Below are 25,236 nucleotides of genomic sequence, written 5' to 3' on the forward strand. Positions count from 1 at the left end.
TGCCTTTGTAGAAACTACTCGCCCGCTCGCGCCGGTGTTGCCGTTGGACGAGCGCCGCTTTACCCGTCTGGGCCGCTGGATGGTGCTGCTCGGTTTTGGTGGTTTTGTGTTGTGGGCCGCCGTGGCGCCGCTGGATAAAGGCGTGCCGGTGGCCGGCAACGTGGTGGTCGCCGGTAGCCGGCAGGTGGTGCAGCACCAGCTAGGCGGCCTGATCGAAAAAATTTTGGTGCGCGATGGCGATAGCGTCAGCGCCGGGCAAGTGCTGGTGCAGATGGACGCCACGCAAACCCGCGCCCAGCGCGAGTCGCTGTACGCGCAATACATCAATGCGCGTGCCAGCGAAGCGCGGCTGACCAGTGAGCGCGACGGCCAGCAAACCATCTCTTTCGCCAGTGATCTGCTGGCCGCCGAGAGTGATCCCTGGGTCGCCAATGCCTTGCAGCTGCAGCGGCAATTGCTCAGCAGCCGTCGCGATGCATTACGTATGGAAGTGGACGGCCTCAGGGAAACTATCGCCGGCAGCCAGGCCATGCTGCAGGGCGTGCGCGACTCCATGGCCCACAAGGAAAAACAACGCGCGGCGCTGGCCGAGCAACTCAGCGGCCAACGCGACCTGGCGCGCGAAGGCTACCTGTCGCGCAACCGTCTGCTGGAAAGCGAGCGCCTGTATGCGCAGCTCAATGGCGCCATCGCCGAAGACCTCGGCAACCTGGGCCGCACCCAACGCCAGGTGCTGGAACTAAAACTGCGCATCGGCCAGCGCCAGGAGGAATACCAGCGCGACCTGCGCCAGCTACTGGGCGATACCCAACTCAAAGCCCAGGACCTGGCCAGCCGCCTGCGCGCCGCCGACTTCGAACTGGCCAACACGCAAATCCGCGCGCCGGCCAGCGGCACGGTGGTGGGGCTCAGCGTGTTTACGCCGGGCGGGGTGATCAGCCCCGGTCAGCAATTGATGGAAATCGTGCCCAAGAATGTGCCGCTGCTGGTGGATGCCCGCGCGCCGGTCGAGCTTGTGGATAAGTTGCACCCGGGCCTGGAAGTCGAGCTGCTGTTTGTCGCGTTCAGCCAGAGCAAAACACCCCGGGTCAGCGGCACCGTCACACTGGTATCAGCCGACCGCCTGGAAGACGAAAAAACCGGTGAGCCCTATTACAAAGTGCGCGCCCAGGTGAGCGAAGCGGGCATGCAGCAACTGGCCGGCGTGGAGATTCGCCCCGGTATGCCGGTGCAGGCGTTTGTGCGCACCGGTGAACGCTCGCTGCTCAGCTACCTGTTCAAGCCACTGCTCGACCGTACCCATATGGCGATGGCCGAAGAATGAAACGCTGGCTGCTGTGCCTCGCCCTGGCCCCACTTAGCCCGACCGCCCACGCCCTTGCACTGCAAGACGCTTATGCGTTGGCGCTGCGCAACGACCCGACCTTTCACGCCGCCATCAAGGAGCGCGAAGCCGGTCGCGAGAACCTCGCCATCGGCCGCGCCGCGTTGCTGCCCAAGGTGTCGTACAGCTACAACAACGCGCGCAATGAATCCGAGGTGACCTCGCAAACGGTGGTCGGCGATGTGAAGAGTAACCGCGACTACCGCAGTTATTCCTCGAGCATCACCCTGCAGCAACCGCTGTTCGACTACGGCGCGTGGGCCAGCTACCGCGAAGGCGAAGCCAAGGCCTTGCTCGCCGATGAGCGTTTTCGCGGCCGCAGTCAGGAACTGCTGGTGCGCCTGTTCCAGGCCTATAGCGAAGCGCTGCTGGCCGGCGAGCAAATCAGCCTGGCCGAAGCCCAGCGCCACGCCTATGCCGAACGATTGCAGCTGAATCGTCGGCTGTTCGAAGACGGCGAAGGCACGCGCACCGATGTGCTGGAAACTCAGGCCCGGCACGACCTGGCCCTGGCCAGCGAGATCGACGCGCGCGATGCCCTGGACGCCGCCTTGCGCGAGCTGCAGGTGATTGTCGGCGAACCGCTGACCCTGCAAGACCTCACGCCGCTGCACAACGGCTTTGCCGTGCAGCCGTTGCAACCGGCGCGTTTCGAAGCTTGGCGAGACCTGGCCATGGCCGAAAATGCCGAGCTGGCAGCGCAGCGTCAGGCCTTGTCGGTAGCGGAGCAACAACGAGAACAACGGCGCGCCAATCACCTGCCCACCCTGAGTGTGTACGCCAGCTCGCGGCTAACCAACTCCGACTCGGAAAGCAGCTACAACCAGAAATACGACACCGACAGCATCGGAATTCAGGTGAGCCTGCCGCTGTTTGCCGGCGGCGGTACAGCGGCCGGTACACGCCAGGCCGCGCGCCAATATGAACAAGCCAGCTATGAACTGGACGCGCAAACCACCAGCACGCTCAACGAACTGCGCAAGCAATACAACCTGTGCGTGAGCAGCGTGGCCAAGGTGCGCGCCTATGAGCTGGCGGTGGCTTCGGCGAGTACGTTGATCGAGGCCACCCGCAAAAGCGTGGCCGGGGGCGAGCGGGTCAACCTCGATGTGCTGGACGCCGAACAACAGTTCTACAGCGCTCGCCGCGACCTGGCGCAGAGCCGCTACACCTACCTGCGGGCGTGGCTGCAATTGCGCTATCTGGCCGGATCGCTACAGGCGCAGGACATGCAGGCGTTAGCCACCTACTTCGCCGGATGAGCAGAAATTAATTTCAGATTTCATTACGGGTTTTTCCGCCTAAAACGTCATTAACGTCTAGAGGCCAAGGTTTCCCCTTTAGCCGCCCACCCTTTCGAGACTCTTCGCCATGACCGCCCAAGCATCGCAACTCACCCACGCCCTGCGCTCGCAGCGCCTGAACGCCCTGACCCACGAGCCCCACAGCCGCCTCGATGCCCTGGTAAAAAGCCACGACCCGTTCGGCAACCGGGAAAACTTCGCCAAGTTCGTCGCCGCTCAATACCTGTTCCAGTACGACCTGGAAAACCTCTACAACAATGCCGAGCTGGCGCAGATCGTTGACGACCTCCCCAGCCGTGCCCGCGTAGAAGAAGCGCGCCTGGACCTGGCCGACCTGAACCACGCCGTACCTGAAGGCGATGAAACCGTACGTGCGCAGCAGCACGGGCTGGGCGCCGCGCTGGGTTGGGTATTTGTGTCGGAAGGCTCGAAGCTGGGGGCGGCTTTTTTGATCAAGCGCGCTGAAGCGCTGGAGTTGAGCGACACGTTCGGTGCCCGGCACCTCGGCGAACCCGAAGGCGGCCGCGCGCAGGGCTGGAAAAAGTTCGTCGCCGCGCTGGATGGTGTGGTGCTGGATGCCGAGCAAGAGCGCCAGGCCGAAGCTGCCGCCATCGCCGCCTTCAACCGCTTTGCCGATCATCTGGAACGCACCTTTGCCTGAAGCCTGCGACCCGCTGCCGCCCGCCGGCCCCTACGCTGGCTGTGGCTGGTGCTGGCGTACCTTAGCCTCGGTCTGGCGGTGCTGGGGGTGATCATTCCGGGCTTGCCGACCACCGAGTTCGTACTGCTGGCAGCCTGGGCGGCGTCGCGCAGTTCGCCGCGCCTGGCTGCGTGGCTGGAGAACCAGCGCCTTTTCGGTTCGCTGCTGCGCAACTGGCGAGACGGCGGCGTCATCACTCGACGCACCAAGCTGATGGCCAGCCTGAGCATGCTGGTGGCGTTGAGCATCATGGTGCTGACGGTCAATCACTGGCCATCGGTGGCATTTGCTGCAGTGGGAATGAGCTGTGGTGCGGCGTGGATCTGGTCGCGGCCGGAAGCGCGTAGATCCTGAAACGCTTGGCTGTTTCGCAGCCGCACGCCGATGGGGTACCGTGCACCTTTCGATCTGCCGAGCTGCCCATCCTATGACCCGCAAGCAAATCACCGTCGCGATACTCGTCGCCATCGTGGCCTTGGTATTTGGCCTGACCGTCAACCGCGTGCTCAGTGGCAAAGGCCACGGAGACCCGGCGGCAATGATCGATGCCGGCATTATTCTGCTGCCACAAAGCCGCACCCTACCCGACCTGACGCTGACCAATCAGTTGGGCGAGCCGGTGCAAGTGGACCAGTTGAAAGGCAAATGGAGCCTGCTGTTTTTCGGCTACACCTTCTGCCCGGACATCTGCCCCACGACGCTGGCACAACTGCGTGAGCTGAAAACCAAGCTGCCCAAAGAGGCGGTGGATAACCTGAACGTGGTGCTGGTAAGCGTGGACCCCAACCGCGATACGCCCGACCAACTGAAAAAATACCTGGGCTACTTCGACCCGCAGTTTCAGGGGCTGACCGGTGAGCTGGCGAACATCCAGAAACTCGCCAATGCGGTGAGCATTCCGTTTATTCCGGGTGATACCAGCAAAGAGAATTACACCGTCGACCACAGCGGCAATCTGGTGGTGATCGGCCCGGATGGCACGCAGCGTGGGTTTATTCGGGCGCCGTTGAATAACGCCAAGCTAGCGGTGCAGATTCCGGAGATGGTGAAGCAATAAGATCAAAAGCATCGAGGCTGAAGCCTCTCCCACAAGGGATTGCGGTCCACTGTGGGAGAGGCTTCAGCCTCGATTGGTTTTAAGCCGAAACAAAGAACCTCACTCGGCCCACTTACGCCCCTGCAACTCCAACAAACTCTGCGCCTGCTCCGGCCCATTGCTGCCGGCCGCATACGGACGCGGGTCCTGGTAGTTGTCCTGCCAGCCCTTGAGAATCGGGTCGACCCACTTCCACGCCGCCTCCACTTCATCGCGGCGCATAAACAGCGTCGAGTCGCCTTCAATCACATCCAGCAGCAACCGCTCGTAAGCATCCCAGCGACGTTTCTGGCGGAAGGCTTGAGCCAGGTTCAAGTCCAGCTCCACCGGCGCCAGGCGCATGCCTTTGCCTGGTGTCTTGCCCATCAGTTGCAGGCTGATGCGCTCTTCCGGTTGCAGGCGAATGATCAGACGGTTGGGCTGGGTGTTGTCGAACAGCAGGTGCGGCACCTGCTTGAAGTGGATAACGATTTCCGAGGTCTTTTTCGCCAGGCGTTTGCCGGTGCGCAGGTAGAACGGCACGCCGGCCCAGCGCCAGGTGTTGATGGCCACTTGCAGGGCCACGAACGTCTCGGTGTCGCTGTCGTTGTCGACGTTCTTTTCGAAGTAATACGCCGGCACTTCCTGGCCGCCGATCTTGCCGGCGGTGTATTGGCCGCGCACGGTCTTGTCGTGCACGTCCATGCCCTGAATCGGCTTCAGCGCCTGGAGGATTTTCAGTTTTTCATCGCGCACCGACTCGGCATTGAATTGCGCCGGCGCTTCCATTGCCACCAGACACAGCAGCTGCAGCAGGTGGTTTTGCACCATGTCGCGCATCGCACCGGAGCGGTCGTAGTAGGCGCCACGGTTTTCCACGCCGAGGGTTTCGCACACGCTGATTTGCACATGGTCGATATGCCCGCTGCGCCACAGCGGCTCGAACAGCATATTGGCAAAGCGCAGGGCCATGAGGTTCTGCACCGTTTCCTTGCCCAGGTAGTGGTCGATACGAAACACCCGCGACTCATCGAACACGGCGCCGATGGCGGCGTTGATGGCCTTGGCCGACTCCAGCGAATGGCCGATGGGTTTTTCGATCACGATGCGCGAGTTCGGCCCGGCCAGGCCGGAGGTTTTCAGATGGCGGGCGATGTCTTCAAACAGGTTTGGCGCGGTGGCCAGGTAGTAAACCTGCACGCGCTCGCCGGCCGGGCCGAGGTGGCGGGCCAGGCGGCTGAAGTCGGCGCTTTGCGAGGCGTCGATCTGAAAATAGTCGAGGCGCTCGGCGAAGCTGGCCCAGGTCGCGGCATCAAAGTCGGCGCGTGCCACTTGGGCCCGGCAGCGTCGTTGCGCCTGGGTCTGGTAAGCCGCGCGGGTGATCGGGCTCCGGGCCAGGGCCAGAATGCGCGTGCTTTCATGCAGACGGCCATCGCGGTGCAGGTGGTAGAGCGCCGGCAGCAACTTGTGCAGCGCCAAATCACCGGTGCCGCCGAAGACGAGCATGTCGCAAGGGATTGTTAGCAAAGGGGGCCTCCGGCCTTTGTGTTGCGAGGCTTTTTGCCCGCTGTGCGTGGTTTGGCTGGGCGTCGGGAAGGTCATGTAGTATAACTACACGCGCGCTACAAACCCGGCATCGGCCGATCATAACTCATCAAAAGAGCCAATCCCTTGAACCTCTTGCAACACATTGCCCAGTCGCGTCACCTGTTACGAAAGTCGGAGCTGAAAGTCGCCGATCACGTGCTGCTCGACCCTGCGGCCGTGATGCACAGCTCCATGGCGGATCTGGCCCACAGCGTTGGCATCAGCGAGCCAACCATCGTGCGCTTCTGCCGAGCCATCGGTTGCACCGGTTTCCAGGACCTCAAGTTGAAGCTGGCGCAAAGCCTGGCCGCTGGCGCCAGCTTCGGTCAGTTCGCCATTCATGAAGATGACTCGGTCGCCGACTTCAGCCTGAAGATTTTCGATACCACCCTGCACACCCTCATCGAGGTGCGCGAAAAGCTCGACCCCAAAGCCCTGCAACACGCCATCGCCGCCTGCTCGCAAGCGCAGCGCGTGGAGTTCTACGGTTTTGGTGCGTCGGGCGCGGTGGCTGCCGATGCCCAACACAAATTCTTCCGCCTGCTGCTGACCGCCGCCGCTTACTCCGACCCGCATATGCAGGCGATGTCGGCGGTGACATTGAAGCCGACCGATGTGGCCATCTGCATTTCGCAGTCGGGGCGCTCCAAAGATTTGCTGATCACCGCCAACCTTGTGCGTGAGACCGGTGCCACCCTGATTACCCTCTGCCCGAGCCAGACCCCATTGGCCGAGCTGTCCACCGTCAACCTGGCCATCGATGTGCAGGAAGACACCGAGATCTATACGCCGCTGACTTCGCGTATCGCTCACCTGGTGGTGATCGACGTATTGGCGATGGGCGTGGCAATGGCCCGTGGCCCGACCCTGGTAAATCACCTGAAGAGCGTGAAGCGCAGCTTGCGCAGTTTGCGGTTGTCGCCCAAGTCGCTGAAAGCGGCGGACGATGCACGCGCCGACTGATCGCTCACACGCATGAAAGAGCCCGCAGCAGCGGGCTTTTTTATGGGTGGGTTTTTACTCGCTAACGCCGGTACACACTCGGCGTCTGCCCGCTCCAGCGCAAAAACGCATGGCGAAAGCTGGCGGTTTCGCTGTAGCCCAGTTGCTCGGCAATCAGGTAGATGGGCAAGTCGGTTTGCATCAGCAATTGCCGCGCCTTGTCGTAACGCACTTCATCAAGCAGGCGCTGGTAGCTGGTGTTCATTCGCGTGAGATGGCGGCGCAAGGTGCGGGCGCTGCGGTGCAGGTGGTTGGCGACGCGCTCCAGGCTGCTGGCTTCTCGCATGTTGGTGGAGAGGTGCTGGCGGATCTGCTCCAGCACGTCCTGGCCGCAATCCAGTTGCGCGGCCAGTTTCAGGCATTGCTGAATGCCGTGGTGACAGCTCACCGGGTCAGCCAGCGGCAGTTCGCGGTCGAGCAACGCGGCGCTAAAACACAACGTACTGATGGACTCGCCGAACTCCACCGGGCAACCGAACAGCCGCGTATACGCCTGGGCATGCAGCGGCGGGCGATACGAAAATTGCACACGACGCGGACGCACCGCCTCGCCGAGCAAGTCGCGGATGACGGTGAGCAAGGAGCTCAGGCACAGCTCGGTGTTGAACACCATCAGCTCCGGCGCGTAGCGATAGCCGCGCGCGACTAGCCGGGCTTCGTCGCCGTCTTCTTCCAGGTGCAGTTTGAAATAGGTGCCGAGCAGGGTCGGTTGCGCCAGCGCCAGGTTGAGCGCGTCGCGCAGCGTCCGACTGGCGAGCATGCTGTAACCGAGAATGCCGTAGGCCGATACATGCATACGCAGGCCCATCGACAAGCCGAGTGCCGGGTCGCGGGTGCAGTGAATGGCGTTGGCGAAAACCCGCAGTTCCTGCGCCGGACTGATGAGCTTTTCCGGGGTCTCCAGGTCAGCGCTGGTGAGACCGCTATCCATCAGCAGGCGCTGGTGAGGAATGCCGTTTACGCTGAGTTGGCTGACAGCCAGCGCAATGGTGTGAAGGGTGGTTCTGGCACGGTCTTCGGGAAGTAATGAAAAACCCATTTTTCTTCCTTGGCTGCTTCTTCTTGTAACGCCGGCTTCTCTGGCTGCAACCGGCGTGGACGGTTAAGTTTCAATTCAGCATGGCTGTGCTATTTCTAGCGCCGCTTTTTTACCCTGCCACCTGTGCGAGAACGCCCCCGATGCGTCGTCTGCTGACCTTGAAGTACCTGCTGGGAGCCGTGGTGCTCGGCGCGTTGATCCTTTTGGCAATCGCCGGCCAGGACCTGCGGCTGTTCGAGCGGGCCTGGTTTCAAGTGCAAGAATGGCGCCATGGTGCCGATTGGCGGGCGCGCTCGATGTGGTTGCCGGCCTACCGGGTGACCGTGGAGGGGATGCCCATCGAAGGGGTGAAAGAGGTGTCGGCGCTGACGTATGACCCGGATCGCAACACCCTGTTTACCGTGACCAACAAGAACCCGCAGATCATCGAACTGACGCTGGAAGGCAAGGTGCTACGGCGTATTCCGCTACTGGGCTTTGGCGACCCTGAGGCCATGGAATACATCAGCCCCGGCCTGTACGTAATCACCGATGAGCGCCAGCAGCGGCTGATCAAGGTGCGCCTGGACGAAAGCTCCACCACGGTGCGCGCTGCAGATGCCGATCAGCTGTCGCTGGGCATTGGTTTGAATGGCAATAAAGGCTTTGAAGGGCTGGCGTACGACCCCGAGGGAAAACGCCTGTTTGTAGCGAAGGAGCGCGACCCGGTGCGCATCTATGAGGTGCACGGTTTCCCCCACACCAACGTCGACCGCCCCTTCGCCGTGCACGTGGTGGACGACCCCAAGCGCGATGCCGGGCTGTTTGTGCGCGACCTGTCGAGCCTGGATTTCGACGTGCCCACGGGGCACTTGCTGGCGCTGTCGGATGAGTCGCGGCTGGTGATCGAGCTGGATGTGAATGGCAAGCCGATCAGCACACTGTCGTTGCTACGCGGCCAGCACGGGCTGAAGAAAACCGTGCCACAGGCCGAGGGGATTGCCAGTGATAACCACGGCAATCTGTATATCGTCAGCGAGCCGAATTTGTTTTATGTCTTCAAGAAGGGGGATTGAGTGAGGGCTTGATTTCACCGTACCTGGATCCCCGCCTTCGCGGGGATGACGGTGGTGGTGCAGAAGACTCCGTCGTCCCCGCGCAGGCGGGGACCCAGAATGTCGGATAGGGCGAGGACTTAGCCGCGTTTGAGGGTCTTAACCCCTTCACTCGTCCCCAACAACAACAGATCCGCCCCACGCGCCGCAAACAACCCATTGGTCACCACGCCCACAATCGCGTTGATCTGGGTTTCCAGTTCGGCCGGGTTAGTGATCTGCATATTCATCACGTCGAGAATGATGTTGCCGTTATCGGTGATCACACCTTCGCGGTACACCGGGTCGCCGCCCAGCTTCACCAGCTCGCGGGCCACGTGGCTGCGGGCCATGGGGATCACTTCCACCGGCAGCGGGAAGTTGCCCAGCACCGGCACCAGCTTGCTGCCGTCGGCAATACAGATAAAGGTTTGCGCCACGGCCGCCACGATCTTCTCGCGGGTGAGTGCCGCGCCGCCGCCTTTGATCAGGTTCAGGTGCTCGTCGCTTTCGTCGGCGCCGTCGATATAGAACTCCAGGTCGCTGACGCTGTTGAGTTCGTATACGGGAATGCCATGGCCTTTGAGGCGCGCGGCGGTGGCTTCGGAGCTGGCCACGGCGCCGTCGAAAGCGCCTTTGTGCTTGGCCAGGGCGTCGATAAAGCAGTTGGCCGTGGAGCCGGTGCCGACGCCGACGATGCTCTTGTCATTCAGCTTGGGAAGGATGAAGTCGACGGCCGCCTGAGCCACGGCCTGTTTGAGTTGATCCTGAGTCATCGCGGGTTCTGCGCCTGAGGTAAACGGGAAGGCGCGGATTATAGCCTCGCTGGCCGGATAGCGGGTGGCCGCGCGCCTGAGCGCTGGAGTAGACTGGCCGACCCGCCGAACAACCAAGAATGCCGCCATGCTTGAACAGTACGTGAAGAAGACCCTCACCTCGCGCGTTTATGACGTCGCGGTAGAAACCCCGTTGCAGCCCGCCCGCCAGCTTTCCGAGCGCACGGGCAACCAGATTTTGCTGAAACGCGAAGATCTGCAGCCGGTGTACTCGTTCAAGATTCGTGGCGCTTACAACAAGCTGGCTCAACTGAGCCCGGAAGAACTTGCTCGCGGCGTAGTCACCGCTTCGGCCGGCAACCATGCGCAGGGCCTGGCCCTGGCTGCCAAACACCTGGGCGTAAAAGCCACCATCGTCATGCCGCGCACCACGCCCGAACTCAAGGTGCAGGGCGTGCGCAGCCGTGGCGGCAAAGCCGTATTGCATGGCGACAGCTTTCCCGAAGCGCTGGCGCACTCGCTGAAGCTGGTCGAAGAAAAGGGCTACGTTTATATCCACCCCTACGACGATGAATACGTGATTGCCGGCCAAGGCACCGTCGCGATGGAGATCCTCCGTCAGCAGCCGGGCCAGATCGACGCCATTTTTGTACCGGTGGGCGGCGGCGGGCTGATCGCCGGTATCGCGTCTTTCGTTAAATACCTGCGTCCGGAAATCAAGATCATCGGCGTCGAGCCGGATGACTCCAATTGCCTGCAAGCGGCCATGGCTGCTGGCGAACGCGTGGTACTAGGCCAGGTCGGGCTGTTCGCCGACGGCGTGGCGGTGGCGCAGATCGGCAAGCTGAACTTCGAGATCTGCCGCGACTACGTGGACGAAGTGATCACCGTCAGCACCGATGAAATCTGTGCGGCGATCAAGGACATCTACGACGACACCCGCTCGATCACCGAGCCGGCCGGCGCCCTGGCTGTGGCCGGGATCAAGAAATACGTAGAGCGCGAAGGCATCACCGGCCAGGTGCTGGTGGGCATCGACTCTGGCGCCAACGTCAACTTCGACCGCCTGCGCCATGTGGCCGAGCGCGCCGAGTTGGGTGAAGGCCGCGAAGCGATCATCGCCGTGACCATCCCGGAGAAGCCGGGCAGCTTCAAGGCCTTCTGCGAAGCCATCGGCAAGCGGCAGATCACCGAGTTCAACTACCGCTACCACACCGAAAAAGAAGCGCACATCTTCGTCGGCGTGCAGACCCACCCGGACACCGACCCGCGCGCCGCGCTGGTTGAAGGCCTACGCGCCCAAGGCTTCCCGGTGCTGGACCTGACCGACAACGAACTGGCCAAGCTGCATATTCGCCACACCGTCGGTGGCCATGCCGCCGCCGTGCCGGATGAAACGGTATTCCGCTTCGAATTCCCGGAGCGTCCGGGCGCGCTGTTCAACTTCCTCACCAAGCTGGGCGGGCGCTGGAATATCACCATGTTCCACTACCGCAACCACGGTGCGGCTGATGGCCGCGTTCTCGCCGCCCTGCAAGTGCCGGAAGATGAGCGCCATCTGGTGCCCGCCGCACTGGAAGAAATCGGCTATCCCTATTGGGATGAAAGCGCCAATCCGGCCTACAAGCTGTTTTTGGGTTAATCAACGATCAGATGCGCCGCCACGTCCCGTGGTAGGCGCACACCGCCTGACAGGGATGCACGAATGGAACACTACCTGCTGTTCAAGATCCTCCACAGCGCGATTGCCGTGCTGCTGCCGCTGGGCGTAGTCGCCCACATTCTGATGTTGTGGAAAGCCCAGAAGCGCGGCGACCTGGCCGTGCTGCAGCGCAAAGTGCGGCGCACCCGGCTGATGAGCCTGCCGGTCTTTGCTGTGTTGGCGGCGACCTTGCCTGTCAGCGGCTTTTACCTGGTACATATCGCCGGCTGGCCGTTGAGCCAGCTGTGGCTGCTGCTCAGTACCGGCCTGTTTATTGTGCTGTTTGTGGTGGGCTTGTTGCTGTCGGGCCGTTTAGCGGCCTGGGAAGCGCTGGGCCCGGTCGCGGCGCCACAGCGGTTGCAGCGGTTTGCTCTGGTTTACGGCGTGCTGATTCTGGTGCTGCTGGTGGCCATCATGGGGTTGATGGGCGCGAAGCCGGCTTAAGGCCACACCGCATTTTTATGGTAGGAGCGAGCTTGCTCGCGAAGCTTTTGCTGTTCTAAAAGCTTCGCGAGCAAGCGGATGGCCGCCCCCTCGCTCCTACAACAGCCAATCAGCCGCGCAAACTGATCACCGGCCAACCACGGCGCTCCGCTTCAGCACGCAGCGTCGGGTCCGGGTCCACGGCAAATGGGTTCGCCACCTTTTCCAGCAGCGGCAAATCATTCATCGAATCGCTATAGAAGTAGCTGCCCTCCAGGCTCAGGCCGGTTTCAGCCAGCCAGCGATTCAACCGCGTCACCTTCCCTTCCTTAAAGCACGGCACATCGGTAGTACGCCCGGTGTAACGGCCGTCGACCATTTCGCATTCGGTCGCCAGCAAGGTATCCACGCCCAGACGAGCGGCAATCGGCCCCGTCACGAAGCGGTTGGTGGCAGTAATGATCAGCAGCTTGTCGCCGGCTGCGCGGTGTTGGTCCAGCAGGGCTAGCGCTTTGGGCGTGATGATCGGCTCGACGCAATCGCGCATAAATTCGCGGTGCCATTGGTCGAGTTGGGCCATCTCGGTGCGGCCAAGGATTTCCAGGCTGAAATTCAGGTAGTCGGTGATATTCAGCTTGCCCGCCAGGTAGTCCTGATAGAAGGCATCGTTGCGCGCCTTGTACGCCACACCATCGAGGATGCCGCGTTCGCACAGGTAATCGCCCCACGCATGATCGCTGTCGCCAGCCAGAAGGGTGTTATCGAGGTCGAACAAAGCCAGGCGCATGGGTAATCTCGCTTTACAGGTCACTAGTGGGGATCTCAGGGGGGCCACAGAATACGGCCTTTACACGCACCTGCCCATAAGGTTGGTAGTCGCGTTGCTGGCATCACGACCTTTGTGAAAGAATGCCGAAACATGCGTTTACGAGGTTGTGCCGTGATCGATTCTGATGGTTTTCGCCCTAATGTCGGCATCATTCTGACCAATGATGCTGGGCAAGTGCTCTGGGCACGTCGTATCAATCAGGATGCCTGGCAGTTTCCCCAGGGCGGTATCAATGACCATGAGTCGCCGGAAGAGGCGCTGTATCGCGAATTGAATGAAGAAGTGGGGCTGGAGCAAGAAGATGTGCAGATTCTTGCCTGTACCCGTGGCTGGTTGCGGTATCGTCTGCCGCAGCGTTTGGTCCGAACCCACAGCCAACCGCTGTGCATCGGACAGAAACAGAAGTGGTTTTTGCTGCGCCTCAAATCCGCTGAAGAGCGCGTACGCATGGATTTGACCAACAAACCTGAGTTCGATGGCTGGAAGTGGGTGAGTTACTGGTACCCGCTGGGGCAAGTCGTGACATTCAAGCGTGAGGTGTACCGCCGCGCATTGAAGGAACTGGCCCCGCGGTTGTTAGCGCGCGACTGAAACACTCAAAAAATTTGCGGGATCCTACGAGGGAGTTGAACTCGAGCCATGCTCAACACGCTGCGCAAGATCGTCCAGGAAGTGAACAGCGCCAAAGACCTCAAGTCGGCGCTGACGATTATTGTGCAGCGGGTAAAAGAGGCCATGGGCAGCCAGGTCTGCTCGGTTTACCTACTCGACCCGGAAACCAACCGGTTTGTGCTGATGGCCACCGAGGGCTTGAACAAGCGCTCCATTGGCAAGGTCAGCATGTCCCCCAGCGAAGGTCTGGTGGGCCTGGTCGGTACTCGCGAAGAACCCCTCAATCTGGAAAACGCTGCGGACCACCCGCGCTACCGTTACTTCGCCGAAACTGGTGAAGAGCGTTATGCCTCGTTCCTGGGCGCGCCGATCATCCACCACCGGCGGGTGATGGGCGTTCTGGTTATTCAGCAAAAGGAGCGTCGCCAGTTCGACGAGGGCGAAGAAGCCTTCCTGGTGACCATGAGCGCCCAGCTTGCCGGCGTTATCGCCCACGCTGAGGCCACCGGTTCCATCCGTGGCCTGGGCCGTCAGGGCAAAGGCATTCAAGAAGCCAAATTCACCGGTGTGGCGGGTTCGCCTGGCGCTGCCGTGGGTACGGCGGTGGTCGTGCTGCCGCCGGCCGACCTTGAAGTGGTGCCGGACAAAACCGTTACCGATATCGCCGCCGAGCTGCTGCTGTTCAATCAGGCACTGGAACGCGTACGCGCCGATATGCGCGCCCTGTCGGCCAAACTCGCCACGCAGCTGCGCCCGGAAGAACGCGCGCTGTTCGATGTGTACCTGATGATGCTCGACGATGCCGCCCTGGGCGGTGAAGTCACCACCGTGATCAAAACCGGCCAGTGGGCCCAGGGCGCGTTGCGCCAGGTGGTGGGCGAGCACGTCAACCGCTTCGGCCTGATGGACGACGCCTACCTGCGCGAACGCGCCTCCGACGTCAAAGACCTCGGCCGCCGCCTGCTCAGCTACCTGCAGCAAGCCCGTCAGCAAAACCTGGTGTACCCCGACAACACCATTCTGGTCAGTGAAGAACTAACTCCGGCCATGCTCGGCGAAGTGCCCGAAGGCAAGCTGGTGGGTCTGGTGTCGGTACTGGGTTCGGGCAACTCCCACGTGGCGATCTTCGCCCGCGCCATGGGCATTCCCACGGTGATGGGGGCGGTCGACCTGCCCTATTCGAAAATCGACGGCATTCAGCTGATTGTCGACGGCTACCACGGCGAAGTGTTCACCAACCCCAGCGACGTGCTGCGCAAGCAATATGTCGAAGTGGTGGAAGAAGAACGCCAGCTCACACAGGGCCTCAGCGCCTTGCGCGAGCTGCCGTGCGAGACCCTCGACGGCCACCGCATGCCGCTGTGGGTAAACACCGGCCTGCTGGCCGACGTGGTGCGTGCTCAGGAGCGCGGCGCGGAAGGCGTGGGCCTGTACCGCACCGAAGTGCCGTTCATCATGAAAGAGCGCTTCCCCAGCGAAAAAGAACAGCTGGCCATTTACCGCGAACAACTGGCAGCGTTCCATCCGCTGCCGGTGACCATGCGCAGCCTGGATATCGGTGGTGACAAGGCGCTGTCCTATTTCCCGATCAAGGAAGACAACCCCTTCCTCGGCTGGCGCGGCATTCGCGTCACGCTCGACCACCCGGAAATCTTCCTGGTGCAAACTCGCGCGATGCTTAAAGCCAGCGAGGGGTTGGATAACCTGCGCATCCTGCTGCCGATGATTTCCGGCGTCGCGGAGCTGGAAGAAGCGCTGCACCTTATCCACAGGGCCTGGGGCGAAGTGCGCGACGAAGGCACCGACGTGCCGTTGCCACCGGTCGGCGTAATGATTGAAGTGCCAGCGGCGGTCTATCAGGTGCGCGAATTGGCGCGTCAGGTGGATTTCCTGTCCGTCGGCTCCAACGACCTGACCCAATATTTGCTGGCCGTCGACCGCAACAACCCGCGCGTTGCCGACCTCTACGACTTCCTCCACCCCGCCGTGCTGCACGCCCTCAAGTTGGTCGTCGATGGTGCGCATGCCGAAGGCAAGCCGGTGAGTATCTGCGGTGAAATGGCCGGCGATCCGTCGGCCGCGGTGTTGTTGATGGCGATGGGTTTTGACGGCCTGTCGATGAACGCCACCAACCTGCCCAAGGTGAAATGGCTGCTGCGCCAAATCAGCCTTAGCAAGGCCAAAGAGCTGCTGGCGCAGATCATGACCATCGATAACCCACAGGTTATCCACAGCACCTTGCACCTGGCGCTGCGTAACCTCGGGTTGAGCCGCGTGCTGAATCCGGCGGCGACGATTCAATCCTGAAAACGTCGAGGCGCCCGCCTCGACGCTTTTAACGCCTCACCCTTCCAACCGCACCTCACCCAAATGCCCGCCATAGGGCCCGAAACTGCGCTCGACCAACAACCGCCGGCCATCGGCCTGGGTGATCAGGGCGCTGCACGCACGCGTGCCATAGGTGCGACTTTCGATAAAGATGCTGGAGAGCAACTGTTCGCTGGCCAAGCCAATACCGGTATCCGGCAGGCTGGCATCGGACGGGCGCTGCGGGTCGGTGAGGATGGCGAACAATGCCTCCGGCTCCGGCGTGCCGAGTACTTCGCTCAGTGCCGCTTTCGCCTTGTCCACTTTCGGCCATGGCGTGTCGAGGGTGGCGTTGGACAACCCATACACGCCCGCCTCCAGCAGCCGAGGCTGCCCTTCCCGGGAGTTGAAAAACCACATCTCGTTGGCCTCGGCCAGCAGCAGGTTGAAGCCGGCGTAATTACCCGCCCGCGGCAATAGCTCGTCAAAATAGGAAGCAGGCGACAAGTCGCCGCGCAAAAACTCCGCCACCAACTCACCACGTGAGCGGCCAAACGGCGGCTGACGAGGGTCGCGAATATTGGTCAGCGCAGCAAAGCGCCCGCCAGCGCCAATGCCCAGCCAGGCACCGCCGGCTTCCAGATCACGGCCAGCGAGCAAGTGTGGGGCGTCTTCCCAGGGGGCTAAAGGGAGTGCGGGGCGGTCGTAGAACTCATCACGGTTGGCGGCCAGGACCAGCGGTTGAGCATGGTCGGGACGCCAGGCGAAAACGATCAGACACATAAACCATTCCTTGTGCTTCGAGCGACTGGCGCAGTGGAGAACTGCGTACAGGTACTCCCGTGCCGGGAGGCTGAACCACTTTACCCAAGGCAATCATTTCCATCCATTGCAGGGCACAGAAATCTGCGTCCACCGCTTAGTCGCCATAGGTGGAGCGGCTGTGGCGCTTCCGTTACCATGCCGCATTGTTTTGGGGGTGCTGATGGAATTCCTGCTCTATTTGCTACTCGGTGCCGGAGCCGGTGTGCTGGCCGGGCTGTTCGGTGTCGGTGGCGGCATCATCATCGTGCCGGTGCTGGTGTTCAGTTTTACCGCGCAGGGGTTCGACCCGGCCATCCTCACCCAGATGGCCGTGGGCACGTCCTTGGCGACCATCATCTTCACCTCGATCAACGCCGTGCGTGAGCACCACCGCAAAGGCGCGGTGCGTTGGGAAATAGTGGTGTGGATGAGCCTGGGCATCGTTGTGGGTGCCGGCCTCGGCGCGCTGACGGCCAAGGCTATTCACGGCGAATACTTGCAGAAAATCATCGGCGTATTTGCCATCGCCGTCGCCATTCAAATGGCCTTCGCCCTGAAACCCAAAGCCAGTCGCGGTGTCCCAGGCAAGCCCGGCCTGAGCGCTGCGGGGGTGGTGATCGGCTGGGCCTCGGCGTTGTTCGGCGTAGGCGGCGGCTCAATGACCGTGCCGTTCCTCAGCTGGCGCAGCGTGCCGATGCAACAGGCGGTGGCCACGTCCTCGGCCTGCGGTTTTCCGATTGCCCTGGCCGGCGCGCTGAGTTTTATTCTGGTGGGCTGGCACGACCCGCGGCTGCCGGTATGGAGCCTGGGCTTTGTGTATTTGCCGGCATTGCTGGGCATTGCCCTGACCAGTATGTTTTTTGCCAAGTTCGGCGTGCGCCTGGCGCACCGTTTGCCGCCCCTGATGCTTAAACGTTTATTTGCCCTGCTGCTGGTTTGCGTGGGCACGAGTTTCTTGATTTAAGGAGTCCACATGCTGGCTTACCCGAACATCGACCCGGTGGCCCTGGCCCTCGGTCCGCTGAAAATCCACTGGTACGGTTTGATGTACCTCGTCGGTATCGGCGGTGCCTGGTGGCTGGCTTCGCGCCGCCTGGAGCGTTTCGACCCCACCTGGACCAAGGAAAAACTCTCCGACCTGGTGTTCTGGGCCTCCATGGGCGTGATCGTCGGCGGCCGTCTAGGCTATGTGCTGTTCTACGACCTGCCGGCCTATATCGCCAACCCGATGCTGATTCTGGAAGTGTGGCGCGGCGGCATGTCGTTCCACGGCGGCTTTATCGGCGTGATGCTGGCCATGCTCTGGTTCGGCAAGCGCAACGGCAAAAGCTTCTTTGAACTGATGGACTATATCGCCCCGCTGGTGCCAATCGGCCTCGGCGCCGGGCGTATCGGCAACTTCATCAACGCCGAGCTGTGGGGCAAGGCCACCGACGTGCCGTGGGCGATGATCTTCCCCACCGACCCGGCGCAACTGCCGCGTCACCCCTCGCAGCTGTACCAGTTCGCCCTGGAAGGCGTGGCGCTGTTTGCCGTGCTGTGGCTGTACTCGCGTAAACCACGGCCAACCATGGCCATCTCCGGCATGTTTGCGCTGTTCTACGGCATCTTCCGGTTTATCGTCGAATTCGTCCGCGTGCCGGATGCCCAGCTGGGTTACCTGGCGTGGGGCTGGCTGACCATGGGCCAGGTGCTGTGCGTACCGATGATCGTCGCCGGCGCCGCCCTGATTGTCTGGGCTTACCGCCGCGAGCCTGCCGCGTCCAAAGGAGTCGTGCAATGAAACAGTACCTGGACATGATGCGCCTGGTGCGCGAAACCGGCACCTTCAAGGCCGACCGCACCGGCACCGGCACGTACAGCCTGTTTGCCCACCAGATGCGCTTTAACCTGGCCGACGGTTTCCCCCTGGTGACCACCAAGAAGTGCCACCTGAAATCCATCGTCCATGAGCTGCTGTGGTTTCTGCAGGGCGACACCAACATCAAGTACCTGAAAGACCACGGCGTGCGTATCTGGGACGAGTGGGCCGATGAAAACGGCGACCTCGGTCCGGTGTACGGCTATCAGTGGCGCAACTGGCCGGCGCCCAACGGCGAGTCGGTCGACCAGATCAGCAAGCTGATCGAGATGATCAAGAAGAATCCGGATTCGCGCCGCCTGATCGTGTCGGCCTGGAACCCGGCGCTGGTCGATCAGATGGCCCTGCCGCCCTGCCACGCGCTGTTCCAGTTCTACGTGGCCGACGGCAAGCTGAGCTGCCAGTTGTATCAGCGCTCGGCGGATATCTTTTTGGGCGTGCCATTCAATATCGCCAGCTACGCGCTGCTGACCTTGATGGTGGCGCAGGTGTGCGACTTGCAACCGGGTGAATTCATCTGGACCGGCGGCGACTGCCACCTGTACGCCAACCACCTGGAACAGGCCGACCTGCAACTGACGCGCGAGCCACTGCCGTTGCCGACCATGAAGTTGAACCCAGAGGTGAAGGACTTGTTCGCCTTCAAATTCGAAGACTTCGAACTGCAGAACTACGAAGCGCACCCACACATCTCAGCGCCGGTGGCGGTCTAGCTCTGCTCTTTGTAGGAGCGAGCTTGCTCGCGAAGCTCTTCAGATCAAAAGCTTCGCGAGCAAGCTCGCTCCTACAGGTGTGGCTTACGCGGCGGCCCCTGGCAAATACGGCTGCCAACTCTCCGGCACATGCTCCAGACGCGGGTAATTCAGCGCATTGAGCTGCAGGTGCGACAGCACAAACGGCGTGTGCCGCATAGCCGCTGGCAACGCCCGCAGCTCGCTTAACCACAAGCTTACGTACGCCGCTTCCGGGTCGAACCGCCGCGCTTGCAGCAGCGGATTCAGCGCCTGGCTGCGCACCGGGTCACAGGCAATCCCGGTGAGGTACGCCCAGTTGCCCCAGTTACTCGCCGCTTCGTAATCCAGCAAATGTTCTTCGAACCAGGCCGCGCCGTGGCGCCAGTCCTGGCGCAGTTCGTTGACCAGGTAACTGGCCACCACCTGCCGCCCACGCTTGCTGATAAACCCGGTGGCCGCCAGCTCGCGCATGCAAGCATCCACCAGGGGCATGCCGGTGCGGCCCTGGGTCCATTGCAGAAAACGTTCGTCCACGGCGGTCGGCGCTTGCTGCGTGGCTTTCAAACCACCGGCCTGGAACAGCGCCTCGCCACGGCGTACCAGCGTCCAGCGGAAGAATTCGCGCCACAGCACGGCACGCCAGAGTTCCTGGGTCGATTCATTGCGCCCGTGCTGCGCTTCATGGCGGCGCAGATCAGCCACCACGCGGCGCACCGACAGGCAGCCATTGGCCAACCACGGCGACAGCTTGGAGGAAAATTCGGTGCCGATCAGGCTGTCGCGGGCGCTCGCGTATTGGCGTACGCCCTGGCTTTCCCACAGGTAATCACGCAGGCGCGCCTGGGCGGCCACTTCACCACCGGAAAACGGAAAAGCGCTGTCGGCGATATGAATGGGTTCGCCCAGCCCCAAGTGGGACAAGGTCGGCGGCGGCATCAACAGCTCCACCGCGGCTTCGGGAATGGCCGGCAACCGGTCGGGCGCGCTCAGCGGCTGAAATACCACCAGACGCTCTTCCATCACCGCGCAAAAATCACGGTACACCGCTGGCAGTTGCTCTACCGGGCACGGCAGCTCGCTGACTTGCAGCAGCCCGTGGCCCGGCACTTCTCGCAGTGCCACGGCACCGAGCTTGGCGCGCAGACGGGCGATTTCGCCGAGGGCCTGCGGGGCGATTTCTTCGTGGGAGACAACTTCACTGATATCCAGGCGCTCGGCCAGCAGCGGCAGAATATGTTCCGGCTGGCCCTGCACCACCAGCAGGTTGGAGCCGCGCGCGCGCAAGGCGCCATCCAGGGCCAACAGACTTTCCAGCAGGAACCGCGCACGGTGCACGCCCAGCTGGCGCGAGCCCAGCGGGCCTTGTTGCAGCAATTTGGGGTCGAGCACGTAAACCGGCAGCATTCGCTCGCTGCTGGCAGCGGCAATTAACGCGGGGTGGTCATCCAGACGTAAGTCGTGTTTGAACCACAATAAGGAGCGGCGCATGCATGATTTCCTTGTCAGTGCTTGGCGGCATCGAAGATCGCCCCAGAGGGCCTGCTGCTAAATATAGGCGGGCGTATTTTTTCCATAACGCCGCTTGTCTGGCGCTTTTTTCGCCGGGAAACTGACACAGGGCGCATCTGCCCTGCAGTACCCGACGCAAAGCACTAAACTACCGAATCTTATACATAGGGCGCCGCTTCAGTGGCAACTAGCCAGCCCGTGTAAAAACTACTGCGCTAGGCTAAGCGGCGTTAAAAACAGCCTCAAAATGCTCATTGGCTACGAGCCAACTGCGCTTTTTCGCCTGTTTTTGCCTTGCTTAGCCGTCGCTCGCTACGTTTTTACACGGACTGGGCCACCCTTGTTTTAACCCGAGCCCATTTGCGATTTCCGATGAAGAACCTGCTTTTAACCGTCCTGCTCACCGCGCTATTTGGCTGCACCAACGGCCTGCGGATCGACACCAGCCATCCTTCGAAAAATCAGGATGAGCGCGTGCAGTACGTGATCCTGCATTACACCTCCACCAACCTGCAGCGCTCCCTGCAGTTGTTGACCCAAGGTGAAGTGAGCAGCCATTACCTGATCGACGCCGGCCCGGCCACCGTTTACCAGCTGGTGGACGAGAGCAAACGCGCCTGGCACGCCGGCGAAAGTGAGTGGGAAGGCCGCACCTGGCTGAACTCCACGTCCATAGGCATCGAGCTGGTGAACCCCGGCTACGACGAGACTCCGCAAGGCCGCGTGTGGTATCCGTTCAGTGATGTGCAGATCGACGCGCTGATCGCGCTGCTTAAAGAAATCACCGTGCGTAACCATATCGAGCCGCGCCACGTGATCGGCCACAGCGATATCGCCCCGCTGCGCAAGCTGGACCCCGGTCCGCTATTCCCTTGGGAACGTCTGGCCAAGGCCGGCTTTGGCCTCTGGCCGCAGGCGACGGAAGTAGCCCAAGCGCAAACTGCGTTCGAACAGAACCTGCCGTCGATTAGCTGGTACCAGCAGCAATTGGCCACTCTGGGCTACGCCACCCCGCAGAATGGGGAGCTGGATGTGGCCACCCACCACGTACTCGCCGCCTTCCAGATGCACTACCGGCCGCACCGTTTTGACGGTCAGCCGGATGCGCACACGGCGGCGTTATTGGTGGTGTTGAATCGGATGAATAAACCGCAGCAAACCCCGTAGGGCGTCAGGCCAACATCCCTGCCACGGTAGTACGCAACAGATCCAGGCTGAACGGTTTGGTGATCGTGGCGATCTTCGCCTGGCTCGCGCCGGTCTGGTAATCCTGCGCGGCATAGCCGCTGGCAAACAGCACCGGCAAGGTCGGGCGGGTCTGGTGGGCGGCAGCCATGATCTGCGGGCCGCTCATGCCCGGCAAGCCGATATCGCTCATCAGCAGATCAAGCGGCTGGTCGCTATTAATGATGGCCAGCGCGTCCGGACCATTTTCCGCTTCCAGCACGGTATAGCCGAGCTCCTCCAAGACCTCGACGGTAAGCATGCGCACCACCTCATCGTCCTCGACCAGCAGGATGGTTTTGTTGGCGTTTTCGCTAAGGCTGTCAGGCATGAAACGGTCTCGGATTAGGGGCAAAAAATAAAAGTGCAACTGGTTGGAAATTGGCTGACCAACCCTCTGGTCTTGCATGTGTTCCCCGGCCAAACGGCGCCGGCAAGAGTACCTGTGGCCAGGTTACGCGGGCTATGGCCGGCGGTTGAATCTTTTTGCGGTGTAGGAATAAGCATGCACATTTCCGGGGCTTTACGGCAGAATCCAGACTTTTACGCAAGGACAGCAGATGAGCAACTCCGCCGCCATCGACGAGAAAAGCTTCCGTCGCATCCTCAGCCGCAACGTCGCGCTGCCGTTAGGCGTGGCGTCATCAGCGCCATCTTCTTTATCGGCCTGGTGTACTACCTCCTCAACGTCTTGCAGTGGGTGGAACACACCGACCGCGTGATCGGTAATACCAACGAGGCGTATCGCCTCACCGTAGACAGGAAACCGGCATGCGCGGCTTTCTGATCACCGGTGACGAGAAGTTTCTCGCGCCGTTCGACGTCGCCCGCCCGCGCATCATGTCCGAACTAAAATCCCTGCAAGAACTGGTGGCGGACAACCCGATCCAGGTCGATCGCTTCCGCCGCATGGAAGCCCTGCAAGAGCAATGGACCAAATTCGCCGATGCCATCATCCAGAGCCGCCGCACTGGCGAAAATTACCAACAGATCGTTTCCAGCGGACGTGGCAAAGAACTGACTGACGAAATCCGCAAAGGTTTCGACGAAGTTATCGGCACCGAGCAGCAGCTGCGCTTCCAGCGTAATAACGAAGCTAACAACACCGTCGTGCTGACGATCGTCGTGTACCTGATCTTCAGCCTGATTGTCAGCGGCATTCTGGCCTTTATGGGCCGCCGCGAATTGCTGGTTTGTCCAAGCTACTCCAATTCGCTGGCCGAGCAGGAGCGCAGCGCAGCCGTCATCGAACAGAAATCCTGGCTGCGCAATGGCCAAAGCCTGCTGGCCGAACAGGTACTGGGACAAAAAACGCTGCATCAACTCGGCGAATCGGTGCTCAGCCAGTTGGCTGGCTACCTGGGGGTCAGCGTGGCGGCCTTTTATGCCCGCGATCAGGTGGGCGTATCGAGCGGGTAGCCACGTTTGGCTTCGCCGCTGACCAGGAAAAAGGCGAGCAACGCTTCACCGGCAACGACACCATGGTCGGCCAGGCCGTACAGGAGCGTCGCCTCATTCGCCTGGACAACCTGCCCCACGCCTACCTCAGTGTGGCGTCGGGCCTGGGCAGCACCTCGCAGCTCAATATCGTGGTGATGCCGATCAGCAACGAGAACACCGTCAACGGCGTACTGGAACTGGCTTTCTTGCGTCCGATCACGATCTCGATATCGAATTCCTCGACTTGATCGCCGCCAATATCGGCACTTCCATCGACGCCGCGCATTACCGTGCACGGCTGCAGGATGTGCTCGCCGAAACCCAGCAGCTCAACGAAGAACTGCAAGTGCAGCAGGAAGAACTGCGCACCGCCAACGAAGAGCTTGAAGAGCAATCGCGGGTGCTGAAAGAATCCCAGGCCCACCTGGAAAGCCAGCAGGCCGAGCTTGAGCAAACCAACGAACAACTTGCCGACCAGGCCCAGCGCCTGGAAGACCAGCGCGACACGCTGGACGAGAAGAACAACGCCCTGAGCACCGCCCAGCGCGAGCTGGAAGAGCGCGCCCAGGAACTGCAGCGCGCCAGCTCTACAAGTCCGAATTCCTCGCCAACATGAGCCACGAGCTGCGCACGCCGCTCAACAGCTCGCTGATTCTGGCCAAGCTGCTGGGCGACAACCCGAGCGGCAACCTGACCACCGAGCAGGTGAAGTTCGCCGACTCCATCTATTCGGCCGGCAACGATCTGCTGCTGTTGATCAACGACATCCTCGACATCTCCAAGGTCGAGGCCGGCAAGCTGAAGTGCGCCCGCAAAACATTCCGGTGAACCGCCTGGTGGAAAGCCTGCGCACCGTGTTCCAGCCGGTGGCGGCCGACAAGCAGTTGGGTTTTGCCATCGACCTGCAGCCCAACGTGCCGGGCACCTTGTTTACCGACCAGCAGCGCGTGGAGCAGATCCTCAAGAACCTGCTTCCAATGCCATCAAGTCACCGAGGCCGGCCAGGTCACCCTGACCATCTCGCGCCTGGACGACGGTCGTGTCGCCTTCGCCGTCAAAGATTCCGGCATCGGCATTCGCGAAGACCAGCAGGATTATATTTTCGAAGCCTTCCGCCAGGCTGATGGCACCACCAACCGCCGTTACGGCGGCACCGGCCTGGGCCTGTCGATTTCCCGCGATCTGGCCACGTTGCTCGGCGGCTCGATTGGCGTCGTCAGTGCGCCGGGCCAAGGCAGTACCTTCACCCTGGTGCTACCGCAAGCCTATGAAGAAGGTTTCATATTGGAGTCCGTGCCCGAGCTGCCGCCGATCATGCCGGCCACAGCCCCGATTACGCCTGCCCCAGCGACTACGTCGGCGCCGGCGACCATCGCCCAGTTCAACGACGACCGCGAACACCTGCAACAAGGCAGCCGCTGCATTCTGGTGATCGAAGACGAACCGAACTTCGCGCAGATCCTCTACGACCTCGCCCACGAGTTGAAATACAACTGCCTGGTCGCCCACGGCGCCGACGACGGCTTGCAACTGGCCGCGCAACACCTGCCCGATGCGATCCTGCTGGATATGCGCCTGCCGGATATCTCGGCTGGCTGCCCTGCAACGTCTGAAAGACAACCCGCGCACCCGGCACATTCCGGTGCACGTAATTTCCGTGGAAGACCGAATGGAAGCCGCGCTGGCCCTGGGCGCCATCGGTTACGCCGTCAAACCCACCACCCGCGATCACCTCAAAGGCGTGTTTGCCAAGCTGGAGCCAAGCTGGCCCAGCAAGTGAAACGCGTGCTGTTGGTGGAAGACGACGCCCTGCAACGCGGACAGCATCTCGCGCCTGATCGGCGACGACGA

Annotated in this window: 22 protein-coding genes and 1 pseudogene; 16 read left to right on the forward strand and 7 right to left on the reverse strand. The window is 61.6% G+C overall.

From position 1 onward, the window contains the following. The first annotated feature begins 79 nt into the window (after positions 1-79). The 5 genes from AC0V2S_RS19315 (at position 80) to AC0V2S_RS19335 (ending at position 4,445) form a co-directional block, all read left to right on the forward strand. Positions 80-1,324 carry an HlyD family type I secretion periplasmic adaptor subunit gene (locus tag AC0V2S_RS19315; protein ID WP_475511149.1) on the forward strand — a complete coding sequence of 415 codons (1,245 nt, stop codon included), beginning with the start codon at positions 80-82 and terminating at the stop codon, positions 1,322-1,324. Beyond that, positions 1,321-2,646 carry a TolC family outer membrane protein gene (locus AC0V2S_RS19320; protein WP_475511124.1) on the forward strand — a complete coding sequence of 442 codons (1,326 nt, stop codon included), beginning with the start codon at positions 1,321-1,323 and terminating at the stop codon, positions 2,644-2,646. Before AC0V2S_RS19315 ends, AC0V2S_RS19320 begins: the two co-directional genes overlap by 4 nt. 109 nt (positions 2,647-2,755) lie before the next feature. Then, the gene (locus tag AC0V2S_RS19325; protein WP_475511125.1) at positions 2,756-3,349 is read left to right on the forward strand and encodes a biliverdin-producing heme oxygenase; all 594 of its coding nucleotides are present in this window, start codon (positions 2,756-2,758) and stop codon (positions 3,347-3,349) included. A 3-nt stretch (positions 3,350-3,352) separates the two neighbouring features. Then, the gene (locus tag AC0V2S_RS19330) at positions 3,353-3,742 is read left to right on the forward strand and encodes a YbaN family protein (RefSeq protein ID WP_475511150.1); all 390 of its coding nucleotides are present in this window, start codon (positions 3,353-3,355) and stop codon (positions 3,740-3,742) included. 73 nt (positions 3,743-3,815) lie between these two features. Continuing rightward, positions 3,816-4,445 (forward strand): SCO family protein, encoded by a 630-nt coding sequence (locus tag AC0V2S_RS19335; RefSeq protein WP_475511126.1) that lies wholly within the window; start codon positions 3,816-3,818, stop codon positions 4,443-4,445. Between the two features lie 99 nt (positions 4,446-4,544). Here AC0V2S_RS19335 and zwf read toward each other — a convergent pair whose 3' ends face one another. Next, positions 4,545-5,969: a glucose-6-phosphate dehydrogenase gene (zwf, locus tag AC0V2S_RS19340; protein WP_475511151.1), complete on the reverse strand. Its 1,425-nt coding sequence runs from the start codon at positions 5,967-5,969 to the stop codon at positions 4,545-4,547. Positions 5,970-6,134: 165 nt separating this feature from the next. Between zwf and hexR the strand changes: the two genes are divergently transcribed. After that, complete coding sequence (gene hexR, locus AC0V2S_RS19345; RefSeq protein WP_108095141.1) at positions 6,135-7,013, forward strand: transcriptional regulator HexR; 879 nt, start codon at positions 6,135-6,137, stop codon at positions 7,011-7,013. Positions 7,014-7,074: 61 nt separating this feature from the next. On the opposite strand, the gene AC0V2S_RS19350 is transcribed toward hexR, so the two are convergent. Next, a complete protein-coding gene (locus AC0V2S_RS19350) occupies positions 7,075-8,091 on the reverse strand; it encodes an AraC family transcriptional regulator (RefSeq protein ID WP_475511127.1) in 1,017 nt (338 codons plus the stop codon). Between the two features lie 140 nt (positions 8,092-8,231). On the opposite strand from AC0V2S_RS19350, the gene AC0V2S_RS19355 reads away from it, so the two are divergent. Next, entirely contained in the window at positions 8,232-9,146 is a 915-nt protein-coding gene (locus AC0V2S_RS19355) for an SdiA-regulated domain-containing protein (RefSeq protein ID WP_475511128.1), read from the forward strand. A gap of 119 nt (positions 9,147-9,265) precedes the next feature. On the opposite strand, the gene rpiA is transcribed toward AC0V2S_RS19355, so the two are convergent. Beyond that, complete coding sequence (gene rpiA / locus AC0V2S_RS19360; protein WP_475511129.1) at positions 9,266-9,940, reverse strand: ribose-5-phosphate isomerase RpiA; 675 nt, start codon at positions 9,938-9,940, stop codon at positions 9,266-9,268. Between the two features lie 76 nt (positions 9,941-10,016). Here rpiA and ilvA point away from each other — a divergent pair, with 76 nt between their 5' ends. Both ilvA and AC0V2S_RS19370 read left to right on the forward strand, forming a co-directional pair. Next, entirely contained in the window at positions 10,017-11,582 is a 1,566-nt protein-coding gene (gene ilvA / locus AC0V2S_RS19365; RefSeq protein ID WP_475511152.1) for a threonine ammonia-lyase, biosynthetic, read from the forward strand. A gap of 63 nt (positions 11,583-11,645) precedes the next feature. Then, on the forward strand, positions 11,646-12,086 hold the full coding sequence (locus tag AC0V2S_RS19370; protein ID WP_475511130.1) for a DUF2269 family protein: 441 nt from the start codon (positions 11,646-11,648) through the stop codon (positions 12,084-12,086). A gap of 109 nt (positions 12,087-12,195) precedes the next feature. On the opposite strand, the gene AC0V2S_RS19375 is transcribed toward AC0V2S_RS19370, so the two are convergent. Next, positions 12,196-12,852, reverse strand: coding sequence for a histidinol-phosphatase (locus AC0V2S_RS19375; protein ID WP_475511131.1), 657 nt, complete (start codon positions 12,850-12,852; stop codon positions 12,196-12,198). Between the two features lie 153 nt (positions 12,853-13,005). Between AC0V2S_RS19375 and AC0V2S_RS19380 the strand changes: the two genes are divergently transcribed. Together AC0V2S_RS19380 and ptsP are read left to right on the forward strand one after the other, a co-directional pair. Beyond that, positions 13,006-13,485: an RNA pyrophosphohydrolase gene (locus tag AC0V2S_RS19380; protein ID WP_108099135.1), complete on the forward strand. Its 480-nt coding sequence runs from the start codon at positions 13,006-13,008 to the stop codon at positions 13,483-13,485. 48 nt (positions 13,486-13,533) lie between these two features. Beyond that, the gene (gene ptsP / locus AC0V2S_RS19385) at positions 13,534-15,813 is read left to right on the forward strand and encodes a phosphoenolpyruvate--protein phosphotransferase (RefSeq protein WP_475511132.1); all 2,280 of its coding nucleotides are present in this window, start codon (positions 13,534-13,536) and stop codon (positions 15,811-15,813) included. Between the two features lie 36 nt (positions 15,814-15,849). Here the strand turns inward: ptsP and AC0V2S_RS19390 are convergent, their stop codons facing one another. Next, positions 15,850-16,596 (reverse strand): NRDE family protein, encoded by a 747-nt coding sequence (locus tag AC0V2S_RS19390; RefSeq protein WP_475511133.1) that lies wholly within the window; start codon positions 16,594-16,596, stop codon positions 15,850-15,852. 202 nt (positions 16,597-16,798) lie between these two features. Between AC0V2S_RS19390 and AC0V2S_RS19395 the strand changes: the two genes are divergently transcribed. The 3 genes from AC0V2S_RS19395 to AC0V2S_RS19405 are packed head-to-tail and all read left to right on the forward strand — an operon-like array spanning position 16,799 to position 19,191. Then, positions 16,799-17,581 (forward strand): sulfite exporter TauE/SafE family protein, encoded by a 783-nt coding sequence (locus AC0V2S_RS19395; RefSeq protein WP_475511134.1) that lies wholly within the window; start codon positions 16,799-16,801, stop codon positions 17,579-17,581. Positions 17,582-17,590: 9 nt separating this feature from the next. Next, a complete protein-coding gene (lgt, locus tag AC0V2S_RS19400) occupies positions 17,591-18,400 on the forward strand; it encodes a prolipoprotein diacylglyceryl transferase (RefSeq protein ID WP_475511135.1) in 810 nt (269 codons plus the stop codon). After that, positions 18,397-19,191: a thymidylate synthase gene (locus AC0V2S_RS19405; protein WP_475511136.1), complete on the forward strand. Its 795-nt coding sequence runs from the start codon at positions 18,397-18,399 to the stop codon at positions 19,189-19,191. Before lgt ends, AC0V2S_RS19405 begins: the two co-directional genes overlap by 4 nt. A gap of 84 nt (positions 19,192-19,275) precedes the next feature. Here AC0V2S_RS19405 and AC0V2S_RS19410 read toward each other — a convergent pair whose 3' ends face one another. Continuing rightward, positions 19,276-20,700 (reverse strand): DASH family cryptochrome, encoded by a 1,425-nt coding sequence (locus tag AC0V2S_RS19410; RefSeq protein WP_475511137.1) that lies wholly within the window; start codon positions 20,698-20,700, stop codon positions 19,276-19,278. 393 nt (positions 20,701-21,093) lie between these two features. Between AC0V2S_RS19410 and AC0V2S_RS19415 the strand changes: the two genes are divergently transcribed. Then, positions 21,094-21,888, forward strand: coding sequence for an N-acetylmuramoyl-L-alanine amidase (locus AC0V2S_RS19415; RefSeq protein ID WP_475511138.1), 795 nt, complete (start codon positions 21,094-21,096; stop codon positions 21,886-21,888). Positions 21,889-21,892: 4 nt separating this feature from the next. Here the strand turns inward: AC0V2S_RS19415 and AC0V2S_RS19420 are convergent, their stop codons facing one another. Continuing rightward, positions 21,893-22,276 (reverse strand): response regulator, encoded by a 384-nt coding sequence (locus AC0V2S_RS19420; RefSeq protein ID WP_475511139.1) that lies wholly within the window; start codon positions 22,274-22,276, stop codon positions 21,893-21,895. Between the two features lie 229 nt (positions 22,277-22,505). On the opposite strand from AC0V2S_RS19420, the pseudogene AC0V2S_RS19425 reads away from it, so the two are divergent. Further along, positions 22,506-25,236: pseudogene (locus AC0V2S_RS19425) on the forward strand (CHASE3 domain-containing protein); the annotation flags it as partial.

The organism is Pseudomonas sp. CC11G (assembly GCF_056174845.1).

Coding starts and splice junctions, on each gene's coding strand:
- AC0V2S_RS19315 (WP_475511149.1), top strand. CDS start 80: ATGGTGCTGCTCGGTTTTGGTGGTTTTGTGTTGTGGGCCGCCGTGGCG.
- AC0V2S_RS19320 (WP_475511124.1), top strand. CDS start 1,321: ATGAAACGCTGGCTGCTGTGCCTCGCCCTGGCCCCACTTAGCCCGACC.
- AC0V2S_RS19325 (WP_475511125.1), top strand. CDS start 2,756: ATGACCGCCCAAGCATCGCAACTCACCCACGCCCTGCGCTCGCAGCGC.
- AC0V2S_RS19335 (WP_475511126.1), top strand. CDS start 3,816: ATGACCCGCAAGCAAATCACCGTCGCGATACTCGTCGCCATCGTGGCC.
- zwf (WP_475511151.1), bottom strand. CDS start 5,969: ATGCTCGTCTTCGGCGGCACCGGTGATTTGGCGCTGCACAAGTTGCTG.
- AC0V2S_RS19350 (WP_475511127.1), bottom strand. CDS start 8,091: ATGGGTTTTTCATTACTTCCCGAAGACCGTGCCAGAACCACCCTTCAC.
- AC0V2S_RS19355 (WP_475511128.1), top strand. CDS start 8,232: ATGCGTCGTCTGCTGACCTTGAAGTACCTGCTGGGAGCCGTGGTGCTC.
- rpiA (WP_475511129.1), bottom strand. CDS start 9,940: ATGACTCAGGATCAACTCAAACAGGCCGTGGCTCAGGCGGCCGTCGAC.
- AC0V2S_RS19370 (WP_475511130.1), top strand. CDS start 11,646: ATGGAACACTACCTGCTGTTCAAGATCCTCCACAGCGCGATTGCCGTG.
- AC0V2S_RS19375 (WP_475511131.1), bottom strand. CDS start 12,852: ATGCGCCTGGCTTTGTTCGACCTCGATAACACCCTTCTGGCTGGCGAC.
- ptsP (WP_475511132.1), top strand. CDS start 13,534: ATGCTCAACACGCTGCGCAAGATCGTCCAGGAAGTGAACAGCGCCAAA.
- AC0V2S_RS19390 (WP_475511133.1), bottom strand. CDS start 16,596: ATGTGTCTGATCGTTTTCGCCTGGCGTCCCGACCATGCTCAACCGCTG.
- AC0V2S_RS19395 (WP_475511134.1), top strand. CDS start 16,799: ATGGAATTCCTGCTCTATTTGCTACTCGGTGCCGGAGCCGGTGTGCTG.
- lgt (WP_475511135.1), top strand. CDS start 17,591: ATGCTGGCTTACCCGAACATCGACCCGGTGGCCCTGGCCCTCGGTCCG.
- AC0V2S_RS19405 (WP_475511136.1), top strand. CDS start 18,397: ATGAAACAGTACCTGGACATGATGCGCCTGGTGCGCGAAACCGGCACC.
- AC0V2S_RS19410 (WP_475511137.1), bottom strand. CDS start 20,700: ATGCGCCGCTCCTTATTGTGGTTCAAACACGACTTACGTCTGGATGAC.
- AC0V2S_RS19415 (WP_475511138.1), top strand. CDS start 21,094: ATGAAGAACCTGCTTTTAACCGTCCTGCTCACCGCGCTATTTGGCTGC.
- AC0V2S_RS19420 (WP_475511139.1), bottom strand. CDS start 22,276: ATGCCTGACAGCCTTAGCGAAAACGCCAACAAAACCATCCTGCTGGTC.